This window comes from Vibrio sp. 10N.247.310.98, from assembly GCF_041467395.1.
GTDB classification, from domain to species: Bacteria; Pseudomonadota; Gammaproteobacteria; order Enterobacterales; family Vibrionaceae; genus Vibrio; species Vibrio crassostreae_C.
Map to the genome: position 1 here is coordinate 26,158 of NZ_JBFSUL010000044.1, position 16,741 is coordinate 42,898.

Sequence of the window (16,741 nt, forward strand, 5' to 3'; positions counted from 1 at the left end):
AATATGATTAAAGCAGCAGGTTTAGGCCTTGTAGTTCTTAGCTCTTCTTTCTTTGCAACAGCTGCTGAAGCTGCGCAAAAAGTGGGTTATGTAAACACTGCACAAGTATTCCAGGCTCTACCTCAGCGTGAAGTTGTTCTTCAAAAAATGCAGGAAGAGTTCAAAGACAAAGCAGCTGAGCTACAGAGCATTCAAGCTGAAGCTAAAACGAAGATTGAAAAGCTTAAGCGTGATGGCGAGCTACTAGGTCCTGACGAAGTTGAGAAGCTACGTATCGAAGTAGGCCAACTAGACAGCAAGTACAAAATCAAAGCTCAAGCACTAGAAAAAGCAAGCCAACGTCGTGAAGCACAAGAGAAGCAGAAGCTATTCAAAGTGATTCAAGATGCTGTAACGAAAGTTGCAGAGAAAGAAGGCTACGACATGATCGTTGATATTCAAGCTCTGCAATACGGCAAGCCAGAATACAACATCTCTGAGAAAGTAATTAAAGCACTGAAATAAGTTTTATGAAGAATCTGACTTTAGCCGAATTGGCAACGATTACCGGGGGAGAGCTACACGGAGATGGTACAATTACCGTTTCAGCAGTCGCTCCGATGGATAAAGCGCAAGAAGGTAACATTACGTTCCTTTCTAACGTGAAGTACAGCAAGCACCTAGGTGACTGTAAAGCGTCCGCTATTATGGTTAAAGAGAGTGAGCGTGAACTGTGCAAGACTAACGTGATTGTGGTTAATGACCCTTATGTTGCTTTTGCTAAAGTTGCTCAAGCGCTTGATACTACTCCTGCTCCCGCAGCGGCTATTGCTGATTCTGCTTCAATCTCTAGCGAAGCAACCATTGGACAAAATGTGTCTATTGGCGCGAACGCTGTGATTGAGTCTGGTGTAGTACTTAGTGATGATGTGATCATCGGTGCTGGTTGCTTTATTGGTAAAAATGCAAAAATTGGCGCAGGCACTAAGCTGTGGGCTAACGTAAGTGTTTACCATGAAGTTGTGATTGGTGAAGGATGTCTGATCCAATCAAGTACTGTTATTGGCTCTGATGGCTTTGGCTATGCGAACGAGAAAGGTGAGTGGGTTAAGATCCCGCAAGTGGGTTCTGTTCGCATTGGTAACCGCGTAGAAATCGGCGCGTGTACTACCATTGACCGTGGTGCATTAGATGACACAATCATTGAAGATAACGTTATCTTAGATAACCAACTTCAAATTGCTCACAATGTTCACATCGGATATGGTTCTGCTCTTGCGGGTGGTACTATCATCGCAGGCAGCACGACGATAGGTAAGTACTGTATTATTGGTGGCGGCAGTGTGATTAATGGTCACATTGAAATCGTTGATGGCGTTACAATCACCGGTATGGGGATGGTAATGCGCAGCATCACTGAGAAAGGCATGTACTCTTCAGGTATTCCTTTACAGCCAAATAAAGATTGGCGTAAAACAGCAACGCGTGTTCATCGAATTGATGAAATGAACAAGCGTTTGAAAACCGTTGAAAAACTTATCGAGAAGAGCGCGGAATCATAATTCCAGCATTTCTAATAAAAGGCTCGCGTACAGCGAGTCTTTTTCGTTTATAATCCTTCTAATTAAATAAAGAATATATATAGGAATACGACTTTGACTACTGAACAGACAACGATGAACATTACTGAAATTCAGGAACTATTACCTCATCGCTACCCATTCTTAATGGTTGATCGTGTGACTAGCTTTGAAAAAGAAAAAACACTGACTGCGATTAAGAATGTCTCTGTTAACGAACCTCAGTTCACAGGCCACTTCCCACAACTTCCTGTATTCCCAGGCGTGTTGATCTTAGAAGCAATGGCACAAGCAACAGGCCTTCTAGCATTTAAATCTTTTGGTGCGCCTTCTGGCAACGAGCTTTACTACTTTGCAAGTGTTGATAAAGCAAAATTCCGTAAGCCAGTAGTACCTGGTGACCAACTGGTTATCGAAGTTGAATTCTTAAAAGAACGTCGTGGCATCGCATCGTTTAATGGTGTTGCTAAGGTTGACGGCGACGTTGTATGTTCAGCTGAACTTAAATGTGCTCGTAGAGAGTTTTAATATGATTCATGAAACAGCGAAAATTCACCCGGCAGCAGTAATCGAAGGTGATGTAACTATCGGTGCTAACGTGACGGTTGGGCCTTTCACTTACATTGCTGGTAACGTGACCATTGGAGACGACACTGAAGTGATGTCGCACGTTGTGATCAAAGGTCACACAACCATTGGTAAAGAAAACCGTATCTTCCCACACGCTGTTATCGGTGAAGAAAACCAAGATAAGAAATACGGCGGCGAAGACACAACAGTTGTGATCGGTGATCGCAACGTAATTCGTGAAGCGGTTCAAATCCATCGTGGTACGGTTCAAGACAAAGCAACCACAGTGATTGGTGATGACAACTTACTTTGTGTTAATGCTCACGTAGCGCACGATGTTATTGTTGGTAACCACACTCACATTGGTAACAACGCTATTCTTGGCGGTCATGTAACGGTTGGCGACTACGCTGGTGTTATGGCACTTTCTGCGATTCACCCATTCTGCTCAATTGGTGCTTACGCATACATCGGTGGCTGTTCTGCAGTTGTTCAAGATGTACTGCCGTACGTGCTTGCACAGGGTAACCACGCGGCTCCATTCGGCCTTAACCTAGTAGGCTTGAAGCGTAACGGATTTGAGAAACCTGAAATTCGTGCACTACAGAAAGCGTACAAAGAGCTATACCGTTCAGGTAAAACACTTGAAGAAGCGAAAGCGGCTTTAGTGGAAATGGCAAAAGAGTTTACTTCGGTAGTTCCTATGCTTGAAATGCTAGAGAACTCTGAGCGCGGTATTATTCGTTAATACTCGATGTGGTTATGTACCAATCCGCGTAAGTATGACAATAATTACTTAATCAGATTGGTATAACAAAAAGATCGCTAATCATTAGGCGATCTTTTTTGTTTTAGGCAAGAAGGGAATTGGAAAACTATGGCACAGCAAGAAACAGCAACCAACAGCACGGACTTTGTTTCGAATGAACCACTGCGCGTAGGTATCGTTGTCGGAGAACTCTCTGGTGACACGCTTGGCGAAGGTTTTATCAAAGCAATCAAATCGCAGTACCCGAACGCTGAATTCGTGGGTATTGGCGGACCAAAAATGAAGGCGCTTGGTTGTGAGTCTCTTTTCGAGATGGAAGAGCTGGCTGTCATGGGCTTAGTTGAAGTACTTGGCCGTTTACCTCGCTTATTAAAAGTGAAAGCAGAGCTGGTAAAGTATTTCACTCAAAACCCGCCAGATGTGTTTGTGGGTATCGATGCGCCTGACTTCAACCTAAGACTTGAACTCGATCTTAAGAACGCCGGCATTAAAACGGTTCATTACGTGAGCCCTTCCGTGTGGGCTTGGCGTCCTAAACGTATCTTTAAAATCGACAAAGCAACCGACTTGGTTTTGGCCTTCCTGCCATTTGAGAAAGCGTTTTATGATAAATACAACGTTGCCTGTGAATTTGTTGGTCACACGTTAGCTGATGCTATTCCTTTAGAACCAAGCAAACAAGATGCACGTGAGCTGTTAGGCTTAGATCAAGACAAGCAATGGTTAGCTGTATTGCCGGGTAGTCGTGGTGGTGAGATAGGTTTGATTGCTCAACCATTTATCGAAACTTGCCAACGTATCAAGCAGAAGTATCCGGATATCAATTTTGTTGTTGCGCTCGTTAACGAACAGCGTAAAAAGCAGTTTACTGAAATCTGGCAATCGACCGCACCTGAGCTTGAATTCACGTTAGTCGAAGATACGGCAACCAACGTGATTACCGCCGCTGATTCTGTGCTCTTGGCTTCAGGTACCGTGGCTCTTGAATGTATGTTGCTTAAACGCCCTATGGTGGTTGGTTACAAAGTAAATAAGCTGACGGGTTACATTGTTAAGAAATTGGCGATCACTGAGTTTGTGTCACTGCCGAATATTTTGGCTGGTGAAGAGATCGTGAAAGAGCATATTCTTGAAGAGTGCCACCCAGACTTTTTGTTCCCGTCTGTCGATAAAATGCTATCAGCCGATAACAGTGCCTTGATCGAACGCTTTACCGAGATGCATCACTGGATCCGTAAAGACGCAGACAAACAAGCCGCTAACGCAGTATTGAAATTGATTGACCGACCTTTTGTTGAAGCATAAAGCGCTTACTTACAGAATATTAAGAGATTAGTTATGGCAGTAAAAGAGAAAAAAGAGCTTCCTCCATTTGAATACCCGCAAGGCTACCAGCTGTTTGCTGGCGTGGATGAAGTAGGACGTGGCCCTTTGGTTGGCGACGTGGTGACTGCTGCGGTTATCCTCGATCCAAACAACCCAATCGATGGCTTAAACGATTCAAAAAAACTGTCTGAGAAAAAGCGCCTTGCTCTGCTTCCTGAAATTAAAGAGAAAGCATTGGCGTGGTCGGTTGGTCGTTGTTCACCACAAGAAATTGATGAGTTGAACATCCTGCAGGCAACCATGGTCGCCATGCAGCGCGCTATCGCTGGGTTGAGCGTTCAGCCTGACATGGCACTGATCGATGGTAACCGTGTTCCTCAACTTCCAATGGACGGTCTGGCTATTGTAAAGGGCGATTTACGAGTAGCAGAGATCAGTGCGGCGTCTATTATCGCTAAAGTGGTTCGCGACCAAGAGATGGAAGAACTCGACAAACTGCATCCAGAGTTTGGTTTTGCTAAGCATAAAGGTTACCCGACCAAAGCGCATTTCGAAGCGATTGAAAAACATGGTGTAACCGAGCATTACCGAAAGAGCTTTAAGCCAGTAAAACGTATTCTTGGCATAGACTAGAGCTTTACGTTAACTAGAGCTTAGCATCGAATAAAGTTGCTAACTTGTATTAGAAAAAAATAGAATACACACAGTTGTAATCCTAGGCTCAAACCTAGAACTCAGGAAAAATAATGTCAGATCCAAAATTTGTTCACCTACGCGTACACAGTGACTTTTCGATGGTGGATGGCCTATCCAAGGTGCCACCATTAGTTAAAAAAGTCGCTGAAATGGGTATGCCTGCTCTAGCATTGACCGACTTTACCAACCTGTGTGGTTTGGTGAAGTTTTACGGTACTGCCCATGGGTGTGGGGTTAAACCTATTATTGGTGCTGACTTCTTGATGCAGTCTCCGGAATTCGGTGACGAGTTGACCAAGCTCACCGTTATCGCAACGGACAATAAAGGTTATAACAACCTAACGTTACTCATCTCAAAAGCCTACCTTCGTGGTCATGTTCAGCATCAGCCTGTTATTGATAAAGAGTGGCTAATTGAGAATGCAGAAGGCCTGATCATTCTATCGGGTGCGAAGGAAGGTGAGATCGGTAAAGCGTTACTGAAAGGTAACCGTGAACTGGTTGCAAGCAATGTCAAGTTTTACAAAACATACTTCCCTGATCGTTTTTACCTTGAGCTGATTCGTACCGGACGTCCGGATGAAGAGTCTTACCTGCACTTTGCGTTGGAACTGGCTGAGCAGGAAGACTTGCCTGTTGTTGCAACCAACGAAGTAGTATTCCTAACTGAAGACCTGTTTGATGCCCATGAAATCCGCGTGGCAATTCATGATGGTTTCACTATGGTCGATCCTCGTCGTCCTAAAAATTACAGCGCGCAACAGTATCTTCGTAGCGAAGAAGAGATGTGCGAGTTGTTCTCCGATATCCCTGAAGCACTTGAGAACAGTGTTGAGATTGCTAAGCGTTGTAATGTAACGGTTCGTCTGGGCGAGTACTTCCTGCCTAACTTCCCAACGGAAGGTTTGGCGATTGAAGACTTCTTGATCAAGAAATCTGAAGAAGGCCTTGAGCGACGTCTAGCGTTCCTATTCCCAGATGAAAAAGTGCGTGCTGAGCGCAGACCGGAATACGATGAGCGACTCAAGATTGAGCTCGAAGTTGTTAACAACATGGGTTTCCCAGGTTACTTCTTGATCGTAATGGAGTTCATCCAGTGGTCAAAAGACAACGATGTGCCAGTAGGTCCTGGCCGTGGTTCTGGTGCCGGCTCTCTAGTAGCTTACGCCTTGGATATCACCGATCTCGATCCACTTGAATACGATCTACTTTTCGAACGTTTCTTGAACCCAGAACGTGTATCCATGCCCGATTTCGATATCGACTTCTGTATGGATAAGCGTGACCAAGTTATTGATCACGTGGCTGAAATGTACGGTCGTGATGCCGTTTCTCAGATCATCACCTTTGGTACCATGGCGGCAAAAGCGGTAATCCGCGATGTAGGCCGTGTATTGGGCCACCCGTTTGGTTTCGTCGATCGAATTTCAAAGCTTGTACCGCCAGACCCGGGTATGACGCTAGAGAAAGCATTCCTTGCTGAACCTGCATTGCCAGAGCTTTACGATGGCGATGAAGAAGTTCGTGAGCTGATTGATAAGTGTCGCATCCTTGAAGGTTGTACGCGAAATGCCGGTAAGCACGCAGGTGGTGTTGTTATCTCACCCACCACGATCACCGATTTTGCGCCAATCTATGCCGACGCAGAAGGTAACTTCCCAGTAACGCAGTTCGATAAGAATGACGTTGAAACGGCTGGCTTGGTTAAGTTCGACTTCTTGGGGCTGCGTACCCTGACCATCATCGACTGGGCGTTAGGCCTAGTGAATCCACGTTTGAAGAAAGAGGGGAAAGAACCGGTTCGTATCGAGTCGATTCCTCTTGATGACCAAGCGTCATTTAACCTATTACAAAATTCTGAAACCACCGCGGTATTCCAGCTGGAATCGCGTGGTATGAAAGACCTTATCAAACGTCTACAGCCCGACTGTTTTGAAGATATTATCGCATTGGTAGCCCTGTTCCGTCCGGGTCCTCTGCAATCAGGCATGGTAGATAACTTTATCGACCGTAAACACGGCCGTGAAGCGGTTTCTTACCCTGATGAAACGTGGCAACACGAATCGCTGAAAGAGACGCTAGAACCTACGTACGGCATCATCCTGTATCAAGAGCAGGTAATGCAAATCGCACAGATCCTTGCTGGCTATACGCTTGGTGGAGCGGATATGTTGCGTCGTGCGATGGGTAAGAAAAAGCCAGAAGAGATGGCAAAGCAGCGTGGTACCTTTAAAGAGGGTGCTGAAGCCAATGGTGTTGATGGCGAGCTGGCCATGAAGATCTTTGACTTGGTAGAGAAATTTGCGGGCTACGGCTTTAACAAATCTCACTCCGCAGCATATGCACTGGTTTCTTATCAAACGCTATGGCTGAAAACGCACTACCCAGCGGAATTTATGGCTGCGGTAATGACGGCAGATATGGATAACACCGAGAAGGTTATTGGCCTTGTTGATGAATGTTTCCGTATGAAGCTCAAGCTTTTACCACCAGATATCAACTCGGGTCTATACCGCTTTAACGTGGATGAAGATGGCGCGATTGTTTATGGCATCGGTGCGATCAAAGGGGTCGGTGAAGGCCCTATTGAAGCGATTATTGAAGCGCGAAATAAAGGTGGTTACTTTAAAGACTTATTCGACTTCTGTGCACGTCTTGATCTGAAGAAGGTTAATAAACGTGTTATCGAAAAGTTGATTCTATCCGGAGCCTTAGATAGATTAGGTCCTCACCGAGCGGCGATGATGGCATCTTTGAAAGATGCGGTGAAGGCAGCGAGTCAACATCACCATGCCGAGTCTTTTGGTCAATCTGATATGTTTGGCGTGTTGACCGACGCTCCGGAAGAGGTTGAACACAAGTATACCCAAGTGCCTAAATGGCCTGAGAAGATTTGGCTTGAGGGTGAACGTGAAACGCTTGGTTTGTATTTAACTGGTCACCCGGTTAACGCTTACATCAAAGAGTTAGCGAAATACACTAGCTGTCGTTTGAAAGATGCCACGCCAACGCGTCGTGACCAATCACTAACAATTGCAGGCTTGGTGATTGCTGCGAGAGTGATGACGACGAAGCGCGGCACGCGAATTGGTTTGATGACACTTGATGACCGTTCGGGCCGAATGGAAGTGATGTTGTTCTCGGATGCGCTCGATCGCTACGCAGAATTGCTCGAAAAAGACAAAATTGTGGTCGTTTCCGGACAGGTCAGCTTTGATGATTTCAATGGCGGGCTTAAAATGTCCGCGCGCGAGGTCATGGACTTAGGAAGCGCCCGTGAGAAATATGCTCGTGGGGTGTCGATATCTATCGACCAATCCCAAATTAACGGTCAATTTTTTGAACGCTTTAGTCAAATCTTAGAACCTTATAGAGCCGGAACGGTCCCAGTCAATGTATACTACCAGCGTGCCGACGCTAGAGCGCGGTTAACATTGGGCACAGAATGGCGTGTGACGCCAAGTGATACATTACTAGACGAATTAAAACAGCTGCTTGGAAATAGCCAAGTAGAACTCGAATTTAACTAAAATTTAGCTTCGCGAATGCGGAGCTGAATCAACAAGGATTCATAGATGAGCCTGAACTTTCTAGAATTTGAAAAGCCTATCGCTGAACTTGAAGCAAAAATCGAAGCGCTACGTGACGTTTCGCGTCACGGTGGTGACACAGCGGTAGATCTAGACAAAGAAATCGAACAACTAGAGAAAAAAAGCTTAGAGCTTAAACAGAAAATCTTTAGTGACTTAGGTGCATGGCAGGTAGCTCAACTTGCTCGTCACCCTCAACGTCCTTACACCAAAGATTACCTGGAGCATGCATTCACAGAGTTTGAAGAGATGGCGGGCGATCGCGCTTACGCTGACGACAAAGCTATTGTGGGTGGTATGGCTCGTCTAAATGGCCGTCCTGTTATGGTTATTGGTCACCAGAAAGGTCGTGAGACTAAAGAGAAAGTGATCCGTAACTTTGGTATGCCAAAGCCAGAAGGTTACCGTAAGGCGCTACGTCTAATGGAAACTGCTGAGCGTTTCAACATGCCTATTATTACTTTCATCGACACAGCGGGCGCATACCCAGGTGTTGGTGCTGAAGAGCGTGGTCAATCTGAAGCTATCGCTAAAAACCTAAAAGTGATGGCTGGCCTTTCAGTTCCTGTTATCTGTAACGTTGTGGGTGAAGGCGGTTCTGGTGGCGCACTAGCGATTGGTGTTGGTGACTACGTGAACATGCTTCAGTACTCTACGTACTCAGTAATCTCTCCAGAAGGTTGTGCTTCAATCTTATGGCGCGATTCAGATAAAGCACCACAAGCAGCTGAAGCGATGGGCCTGATTGCTCCTCGTCTTAAAGAGCTTGAGCTTATCGACGAAATCATTCCTGAGCCTCTAGGTGGCGCGCACCGCGACCCTGCACAAACCGCTCAAAACATGAAAGACATGTTAGTTAAACAGCTAGAAGAGCTAGAGCAGTTTGATAACGAAACGCTGCTTGAGCGTCGTTACCAGCGTCTAATGAGCTACGGCTACTGCTGATAACTTGCCTTAGCGATAAGGCTAGCTATACGAACAAATGATGAAAGGGTTGGACTCAGTGCCAACCCTTTTTTATTATTAAAACATTATCCCTTAACACACGATCTCTTGGTTTATTAGCCTCATGACACACTTAATTGATACCTTCACATCTGTACTTGATCAAAGCGCGCTTAAGCCTTGTCGGTTGATCGTCGCTTTCAGTGGTGGTGTCGATTCACGAGTGTTGTTGGAGTTGGCTGCCCAATTCGCTAAGTCCCATCACATCGATTGCTGTGCGGTACATGTTCACCACGGCTTAAGCAACAATGCTGATTATTGGGCAGAGCAGTGCAAAACATGGTGTGATGCTGTGTCGGTATCCTTGTTCATTGAACGAGTCTCGCTAGATATTAGCCGTGGAGAAAGCGTTGAAAAGCTGGCTCGAGACGCGCGATACCAAGCCCTTAAAAAGCATATTAGACAAGGTGATGTGTTAGTGACAGGCCAGCACATCGATGACCAAGTCGAGACCTTCTTGTTAGCTCTTAAGCGTGGCAGTGGTCCGAAAGGGCTCTCTTCAATGGCGAAAGTGATGCCATTTTCAGGTGCTCATATCGTTCGCCCACTGCTGTCGGTGACGAGAACGGATATTGAAGGGGCGGCGCGCGATATGGCTTTAACTTGGATAGAAGATGAGAGTAATCAAGACGTTCGCTTTGACCGTAATTTTATTCGTCATCAAGTCACTCCGACACTGACCGAGCGTTGGCCTAGTTTTCGAGAATCGGTCAGTCGTAGTGCTCAGCTATGTGCAGAGCAAGAGTTACTGTTGGATGAGTTGTTAGAATCTCACTTACAACAAGCTTTGACTGAGAAGCACAGCTTAAGTATTGAGGTATTATCTCAGCACTCTGATTTACTGCGTGCACGCTTATTAAGAATGTGGCTGAGCCGCTGTAATCAACCGATGCCGAGCCAAAAGCAGCTCAAACTTATATGGGATGAGGTGGCATGTGCTCAGGCAGACGCCAACCCTAAGCTGGTGTTGAATGAGGTTGAGGTTAGACGTTTTAATCATCAGCTCTATGTCGTCAAAGAGACCAAAGACTTGTCGAACTGGCAAAGTGATATCTCGATGGAAGAGAGCTTAGTTTTGCCTGACGGTTTAGGGGAACTACACTTAACTTCAGCGGCGAGTGATGGTGTATCTAACCACTGTGATGCGCAACATTTTAGTCTCAACACAACGAGAGGAACACTGCGAGTGATATTTAACCCTGAGGGATTGTCAGCACACCCTGTTGGGCGCGGTCATAGCAGGAAGCTTAAGAAGTTGTTTCAAGAGTACCAAGTACCCAGTTGGTTAAGACGCAGAACGCCGATATTAATGGATGGCGATCGAGTGATCGCTGTTTTAGGCTTATTCGTAGATAAAAACTACGAAGGTCAAGATTGTGAAGCGCTTTGGAGCAAGTAGAAAAAGTTTATGTCACAATTCACCGTCACTTTAATAAAAATAATTAATGGAATATGCAATGAAGAAAATTACACTAGGATTAGTTCTTGGATTTGGACTATTGAGTGGTAACGCTCTGGCGGCTGATGTTGCTGCGGGTCAAGCTAAAGCAGCAATCTGTGCGGCATGTCATGGTGCAGACGGTATCGCAGTGATCCCTGGCTATCCAAACCTTAAAGGTCAAAACGAGCAATACATCGCTTCATCAATTAAGGCCTATAAGAATGGCCAGCGCACCGGCGGTTTGGCCGCTGTAATGCAGGCTCAAGCTTCAATGCTGAGTGATGAAGACATCGCGAATCTAGCCGCTTACTACGCAAGCCTTAAGTAAAACCTTCTCAAAGCGCTGATTAAACAAGATGATAAATTTCGAGCCAGAGCTTTAAAGCTCTGGCTTTTTTCATTGAATGTTTACTATAGCTAACCGATAATGAGCCATTCGCACAGTTTAAGGGATGAACATGAAAAAGATTGAAGCCATTATCAAGCCATTCAAACTTGATGATGTACGTGAAGCACTTGCAGAAGTGGGTATTACGGGGATGACAGTATCTGAAGTTAAAGGCTTTGGACGTCAAAAAGGTCATACTGAGCTATACCGCGGCGCAGAGTACATGGTCGACTTTTTACCTAAAGTGAAACTAGAAATCGTTGTGACCGACGAAGTGGCTGACCAATGTGTTGATACCATCATCGAGACGGCTCAAACAGGTAAAATTGGTGACGGTAAGATCTTCATTACTGAAGTTGAACGTGTGGTACGTATTCGTACTGGCGAAGAAGACGAAGACGCCGTATAAAAAAACTATTACCCTAAAAGGAGCGTTTATCGCTCCTTTTTCATTTCTGGTAGGGTGTTGTATGTTTAAGAAAACCATCATTGTTATCACGTTATTGATAACGCTTGCTGTCGTTAGTTTTCATTTTATCTTCGTGATCCCGAATAAACCCAATCTAATCACTTCCTCTCAAAGTACCAGTAACGACATCTACAGTTGCTACCAAAACTCTGCACCGAAAGCGATTGATGTGTCTGATGGCTTAGACATTACGGTGTGGAATATCTACAAGCAAAACCGAAATAATTGGCAGAGTGAGTTAAATAAGCTGTCGGCAGGTAGCGATTTAGTCTTGCTGCAAGAAGCGAGTATGACAGAAGGACTTCGCCAATGGGTAACGAGCGGCCAGTGGGGAAGCACACGTGTTAATGCGTTTGAGGCCTTTGAGCAAAGTGCTGGGGTACTCAACCTAGCAACTCATTTGCCGATTGAAGCGTGTGCTTATACTCATGAAGAACCTTGGCTTCAACTACCTAAATCTGCGCTTTGGTCGCGTTACCAACTAAGCAATGGCGAAGAGCTGGCTGTGATTAATATCCACGCTGTGAACTTTACCTTTGGTACGGAAGATTACGAGGCTCAGCTCAGGAGCTTAACTGACAATCTGCAAAAGTATCGTGGGCCGGTTATTTTTGCTGGGGACTTTAATAGCTGGAGTGAAGCTCGCTTTGCTGTATTGAAAGATGCGTTGGAGAAGGTTGGTTTGACGGAAGTTGCCTTTGAGCCAGATAACAGAACTCAGTTCATTACAGGACTGGTGCTCGACCACGTGTTTTATCGAGGGCTATTGGTAGAAAAAGCAAAAGCGCCCATTACGGACGCTTCTGATCATAACCCTATGCGAGTGACCTTTAAGGCTAAATAGTGATTAGCTATTAGTCATTGGAACTTAACCATTCGCACGGTGGTTACCTTGGGAAATCTAACGGAACATTAGGCTAGAGAGTTTTCGCTAGCCTTATCTCTTCAACTTAAAAGATTAAAATGTAGAGCGCCCAGATTAGGTAGTAGCCAACCCATGGTAAGCCTGAAATCACAAGCGCTTGCCCGCGTTCAAACTCAGTCCACGTTAATACCGCAGCATAACCTAGCACGATGTACCATGGCAGAAGCAGTGGTAATGAGCTAGCAAACTGCGACCAATCATTGGTTAACGGTAACTTGATCAAGCCATTTAAGCTGTTCAAGTCGGCAGCGTAGTTCATCACATGTCCATGCTTGAGTATCAGGCTTGCGTAGCTTGCTACATCACCTAAAACAGCTGGGAATATAACAACAGATGCCGCTGCAAACCATCGCCAAAAGCTGTGCTGATGTTGGCTTGGCTTGGTTGCTAGGTTAAACCAGAATGCCAATAGAACGATGGTTAATGTTCGGCCAAATACGTCGCTGATGATTTCACTTGCGAGTAAGGTATTGCTGTCAAGTAACGCCAATTGGTCAGGGTTCGTTTGAGCCAGTTGCTGCGATAGCTCTGCACTTAACCAGGCAAAATCTACATTCGAAAAATAAGCACCCCAAAACAAAAATGGGCTGAGCATTAATACGACGTAGGGTTGCCATCCCCAAGCACTTCGTTGATAAAGCGCTAAGAAACAAGCTGTTGGTGAACGGAATATATCCAACAGCATGACGAGTGGGTTACTTGACGGGTTCATACACTTACCTTAGTTACATCAACATACAGCTTCAGTTTTTGTCCTGGCTGTAGGTATTTTTTGTTCTGCAAAGTGTTCCATTTTACAACATCTGTACTTTTTACTTTGAACTTTGATGCAATACCGCTGACTGTGTCACCTGATCTTACGTTATAAAAGATCGTACGGATGATGGCGCCGTCTGAGCCATTTTTCCAAATGACCAGTTCTTGACCAACTCTAAGCGTGTCGCGTGGTCCCATGCCATTCCACTTAGCCAGTGATTGATGAGAGACCTTATTTGCGCGTGCAATCGTCCATAGGCTGTCCCCACTTCTTACAGTATGGCTAAGCTTATATTGACCACGACTCTTTGACTGTGTGCTTGCTAGGCGATTTGAAGCGCTTAGGGCGTATGTCTTGTCGTCTTTGGTGGATGTTGGGATAAGTAAGTGCTGGCCAATACGAATATTGTTGTTGCTCAAACCGTTCGCAGAGCGGATCACTTTGCTGGTGGTGTTATATTTGCCTGCCAGTACGCTAATGCTGTCACCAGATTGAACCTTGTAACGCACCAACTTCATGCCTTTGCCTTTATTGGCAGCGACTTCTTTGTTGAATTTCTCAACTGAATCTAAAGGAAGTAATAGTTGTTGGTGTTTCTCTGGTGCCGTTGCCCATTGGTTGTAAGCCGGGTTGTAACCTTGAAGTTCTTTGACAGGAATGCCTGCGTAGTTCGCAGCAATGGCTAAATCAAGCTGTTCTTCAGGGTTAACCAGAGTCAGCACTGGCTTATTCGGGATCGCCGGAATATCGATGCCATACTTTTCTTGGTTGGCAATGACATCTGCTAGAGCAAGCAGTTTAGGTACATAGCTGCTGGTCTCTTTTGGTAAGTCCAAAGAGAAAAAGTCGATTGGCTTGCCAAGCTTCTTGTTCTTGCGGATTGCGCTGTTTACTCGACCACCACCACTGTTATAGGCAGCAATCGCATGATTCCAGTCGCCATCGAAACGTCGGTTAAGATCTGAGAGGAAGTCCAATGCGGCGTCGGTAGAGGCGGCAACATCGCGGCGGCCGTCATACCAAAAGTTCTGTTCAAGCCCGTAGTCTTTGCCAGTGCCTGAAATGAATTGCCATAGACCAGCAGCACTGCCATGAGAGTAGGCAAACGCATCGAAAGAGCTTTCTACAACGGGTAGTAGTGCCAATTCTAGTGGTAAGCCTTTTTCTTCAATCTTAGTCGTGATCAGATACAAGAAAGGTTCAGCACGCTTTGATACTGTTTTTAGATGACTCGGGTGCTTGAGATACCAAGTTCGGTAGTAGTCGACCTTCTTTTGGTCTGGCACTTCCATTTCAAGTTGCATCGCAATGCGTTTCCAAACATCTTCTTGTGTTTGTGGAGTAACGACAGGTGCTTCAACTTTTTGATCTTCTTTGGCTGTTGCTTCTGATGAAACGTTCGCTTGAGAAACTTCTTTAGTAGGAGATGTGTTGGTTTGCTCGGAAGCTTGGTCTGGATTCTCTGACTGAGTTAATTGGCAACCAGAAAGTAGTAATACCAAAGCCCAGCTGTACTTAACTCGCATGTTACAGCCTTTTTAATTAACGGCCGATGATAATACTTGCCACCCCCTATGAGTGACAAGTCTGTATTTGTTAAAATTCGTTCTTCCACGCACGTAAAGCGGTGAATACCGATAAAGGATCGGTCTGCTCGGTGCGATTAGACACTGATTTCACTACACTTGGCTCGGTATAGCGCAGGAAGGGGTTCACAAACTTCTCTTGTCTCAAATTTGTGGGGATGGTCGACTTATTTTGAGCGCGAAGTCGGTTCACTTGGTCGCGATATTGCTGCAAATGTTGGTTATCAGGCTCTACGGCTAATGCGAAAGCGATATTGGCTGCAGTGTACTCATGTGCACAATAAACTTCGGTTTCTTGAGGCAGAGCCGTGATCTTATTCAGTGCATCGAACATCTGTTGTGGTGTGCCTTCCATGATTCGGCCACAGCCCGCAGAGAACAACACATCACCACAAAACAGTTTGGCATCGCCCACATAACCAATATGACCCGCAGTATGGCCACTGAGCCCTAGGACGAGGAATACTTCGCCAAACAGTTCTAATTGATCACCATCATCGACCGGATGAGTTAAGGTAGGGATAGGTTCATTCCTTGGACCGACAACATCCACGCCGGGAAATTGTCTAACGAGTTCTGGAACACCACCAATGTGATCGTGGTGGTGGTGTGTAATCAAGATTGCATCTAAAGTTAGCTCATGGTGTGCCAAGTACTCTAATACTGGAGCCGCATCACCAGGGTCGACGACAGCACAACGGCGATCGCTATTTTGAATCAGCCAGATGTAATTGTCGTTAAATGCAGGTATGCTTTTGATATGTAACATTATTGGTTCTCCAGTCACTATTAGTGCGACAGAATAAGTGAGACAGATTATTGATGAAGCCAGCACGTAGCAGAAAGAAGTTTGAACGTCCTTACACTTGGGCGCAATTGCACAATGGGGACTGGTTGAGAGAATCTATTCAAACTCGACTCGATGAGTGGTGCCCAAAGCTATTTGGTTACCATATGCTCAAGCTCGGTGGCCTCAGTAGTGAGATTTCTAGCTGCACATGCAACATTCAACATCAAGTAAACCTAGATATCCAGAACCCATTACATAATGTGATAGCGGATGGCTATAATTTACCCTTTTTGGAGAAAAGCTTTGATGTTGTAGTACTGAGTCATCAGCTAGATTATAGCAATGACCCGCATCGCTTATTGAGAGAAGTCGATCGAGTGATGATGGACGATGGCTATATCATTATCACGGGCTTCAACCCAATCAGTGTCACTGGGCTTGCCAGTTTGATGCCTTGGCGAAAGAACAGCTTGCCTTGGAGTGGGCGTATGTACACGCCAAGTCGAATTAAAGACTGGTTAGGTGTACTTAACTATGAAGTAATTCATTGTGACACCTACGCGCTGTTTCCGATGAGTAAGTATCAAGCGATGTGGACGTGGTTGGAGAACAGCTTAGGTGGTTGTGCATCCTTCGCCGGAAGCCAATACTTTATTGTTGCTCGTAAGCGTACTTACCCGCTAAAACCCATCAAACCACATTGGCACCTTAAGCGACGTTTCTCGCCTGTTGGGGCAAGTTTTAGAACCAATACGCGCCGTACAATGGATTCAGCCAAAGCGTCATATCCGCTAAAAACACAAAAAGCCGATTAGTGAACTGACCCCCAATAGTTGGACACCAATTATTGGGGGTCTTTTTATGTCCAAA

The 16,741-nt window shown here is 45.4% G+C and carries 16 protein-coding genes; 13 read left to right on the forward strand and 3 right to left on the reverse strand.

The features are described 5' to 3' along the window. Positions 1-3 precede the first annotated feature (3 nt). From AB6E78_RS16280 to AB6E78_RS16335, 12 genes are all read left to right on the forward strand, one after another. On the forward strand, positions 4-504 hold the full coding sequence (locus AB6E78_RS16280; RefSeq protein ID WP_017056311.1) for an OmpH family outer membrane protein: 501 nt from the start codon (positions 4-6) through the stop codon (positions 502-504). Between the two features lie 5 nt (positions 505-509). Beyond that, positions 510-1,541: a UDP-3-O-(3-hydroxymyristoyl)glucosamine N-acyltransferase gene (lpxD, locus tag AB6E78_RS16285; protein ID WP_171732507.1), complete on the forward strand. Its 1,032-nt coding sequence runs from the start codon at positions 510-512 to the stop codon at positions 1,539-1,541. 93 nt (positions 1,542-1,634) lie between these two features. Then, positions 1,635-2,087, forward strand: a complete 453-nt coding sequence (fabZ, locus tag AB6E78_RS16290) for a 3-hydroxyacyl-ACP dehydratase FabZ (protein ID WP_048661224.1) — start codon at positions 1,635-1,637, stop codon at positions 2,085-2,087. A gap of 1 nt (position 2,088) precedes the next feature. Then, the gene (gene lpxA / locus AB6E78_RS16295; RefSeq protein ID WP_017069381.1) at positions 2,089-2,877 is read left to right on the forward strand and encodes an acyl-ACP--UDP-N-acetylglucosamine O-acyltransferase; all 789 of its coding nucleotides are present in this window, start codon (positions 2,089-2,091) and stop codon (positions 2,875-2,877) included. Positions 2,878-3,006: 129 nt separating this feature from the next. Further along, positions 3,007-4,203, forward strand: coding sequence for a lipid-A-disaccharide synthase (gene lpxB, locus AB6E78_RS16300; RefSeq protein WP_372133950.1), 1,197 nt, complete (start codon positions 3,007-3,009; stop codon positions 4,201-4,203). Positions 4,204-4,236: 33 nt separating this feature from the next. Then, positions 4,237-4,857 (forward strand): ribonuclease HII, encoded by a 621-nt coding sequence (gene rnhB, locus AB6E78_RS16305; protein ID WP_372133951.1) that lies wholly within the window; start codon positions 4,237-4,239, stop codon positions 4,855-4,857. Between the two features lie 113 nt (positions 4,858-4,970). Then, positions 4,971-8,450 carry a DNA polymerase III subunit alpha gene (gene dnaE / locus AB6E78_RS16310; protein ID WP_137001220.1) on the forward strand — a complete coding sequence of 1,160 codons (3,480 nt, stop codon included), beginning with the start codon at positions 4,971-4,973 and terminating at the stop codon, positions 8,448-8,450. A gap of 45 nt (positions 8,451-8,495) precedes the next feature. After that, the gene (gene accA, locus AB6E78_RS16315) at positions 8,496-9,455 is read left to right on the forward strand and encodes an acetyl-CoA carboxylase carboxyl transferase subunit alpha (protein ID WP_017060731.1); all 960 of its coding nucleotides are present in this window, start codon (positions 8,496-8,498) and stop codon (positions 9,453-9,455) included. A gap of 124 nt (positions 9,456-9,579) precedes the next feature. Further along, positions 9,580-10,914, forward strand: a complete 1,335-nt coding sequence (tilS, locus tag AB6E78_RS16320) for a tRNA lysidine(34) synthetase TilS (RefSeq protein ID WP_372098325.1) — start codon at positions 9,580-9,582, stop codon at positions 10,912-10,914. A 46-nt stretch (positions 10,915-10,960) separates the two neighbouring features. Beyond that, positions 10,961-11,284 carry a cytochrome c gene (locus AB6E78_RS16325; RefSeq protein ID WP_170791809.1) on the forward strand — a complete coding sequence of 108 codons (324 nt, stop codon included), beginning with the start codon at positions 10,961-10,963 and terminating at the stop codon, positions 11,282-11,284. A gap of 130 nt (positions 11,285-11,414) precedes the next feature. After that, the gene (glnB, locus tag AB6E78_RS16330; RefSeq protein WP_017063373.1) at positions 11,415-11,753 is read left to right on the forward strand and encodes a nitrogen regulatory protein P-II; all 339 of its coding nucleotides are present in this window, start codon (positions 11,415-11,417) and stop codon (positions 11,751-11,753) included. Between the two features lie 61 nt (positions 11,754-11,814). Next, the gene (locus AB6E78_RS16335) at positions 11,815-12,657 is read left to right on the forward strand and encodes an endonuclease/exonuclease/phosphatase family protein (RefSeq protein ID WP_372083578.1); all 843 of its coding nucleotides are present in this window, start codon (positions 11,815-11,817) and stop codon (positions 12,655-12,657) included. A gap of 106 nt (positions 12,658-12,763) precedes the next feature. Here AB6E78_RS16335 and AB6E78_RS16340 read toward each other — a convergent pair whose 3' ends face one another. The 3 genes from AB6E78_RS16340 to gloB all read right to left on the reverse strand — a co-directional run bounded on the left by AB6E78_RS16340 (position 12,764) and on the right by gloB (position 15,850). After that, the gene (locus AB6E78_RS16340; protein ID WP_017060727.1) at positions 12,764-13,450 is read right to left on the reverse strand and encodes a YIP1 family protein; all 687 of its coding nucleotides are present in this window, start codon (positions 13,448-13,450) and stop codon (positions 12,764-12,766) included. Beyond that, positions 13,447-15,021 carry a LysM peptidoglycan-binding domain-containing protein gene (locus AB6E78_RS16345; protein WP_372112400.1) on the reverse strand — a complete coding sequence of 525 codons (1,575 nt, stop codon included), beginning with the start codon at positions 15,019-15,021 and terminating at the stop codon, positions 13,447-13,449. Before AB6E78_RS16345 ends, AB6E78_RS16340 begins: the two co-directional genes overlap by 4 nt. 70 nt (positions 15,022-15,091) lie before the next feature. Further along, complete coding sequence (gene gloB / locus AB6E78_RS16350) at positions 15,092-15,850, reverse strand: hydroxyacylglutathione hydrolase (RefSeq protein ID WP_017060725.1); 759 nt, start codon at positions 15,848-15,850, stop codon at positions 15,092-15,094. 53 nt (positions 15,851-15,903) lie between these two features. Between gloB and AB6E78_RS16355 the strand changes: the two genes are divergently transcribed. Continuing rightward, complete coding sequence (locus AB6E78_RS16355) at positions 15,904-16,686, forward strand: class I SAM-dependent methyltransferase (RefSeq protein WP_372133952.1); 783 nt, start codon at positions 15,904-15,906, stop codon at positions 16,684-16,686. Positions 16,687-16,741: the final 55 nt, after the last annotated feature.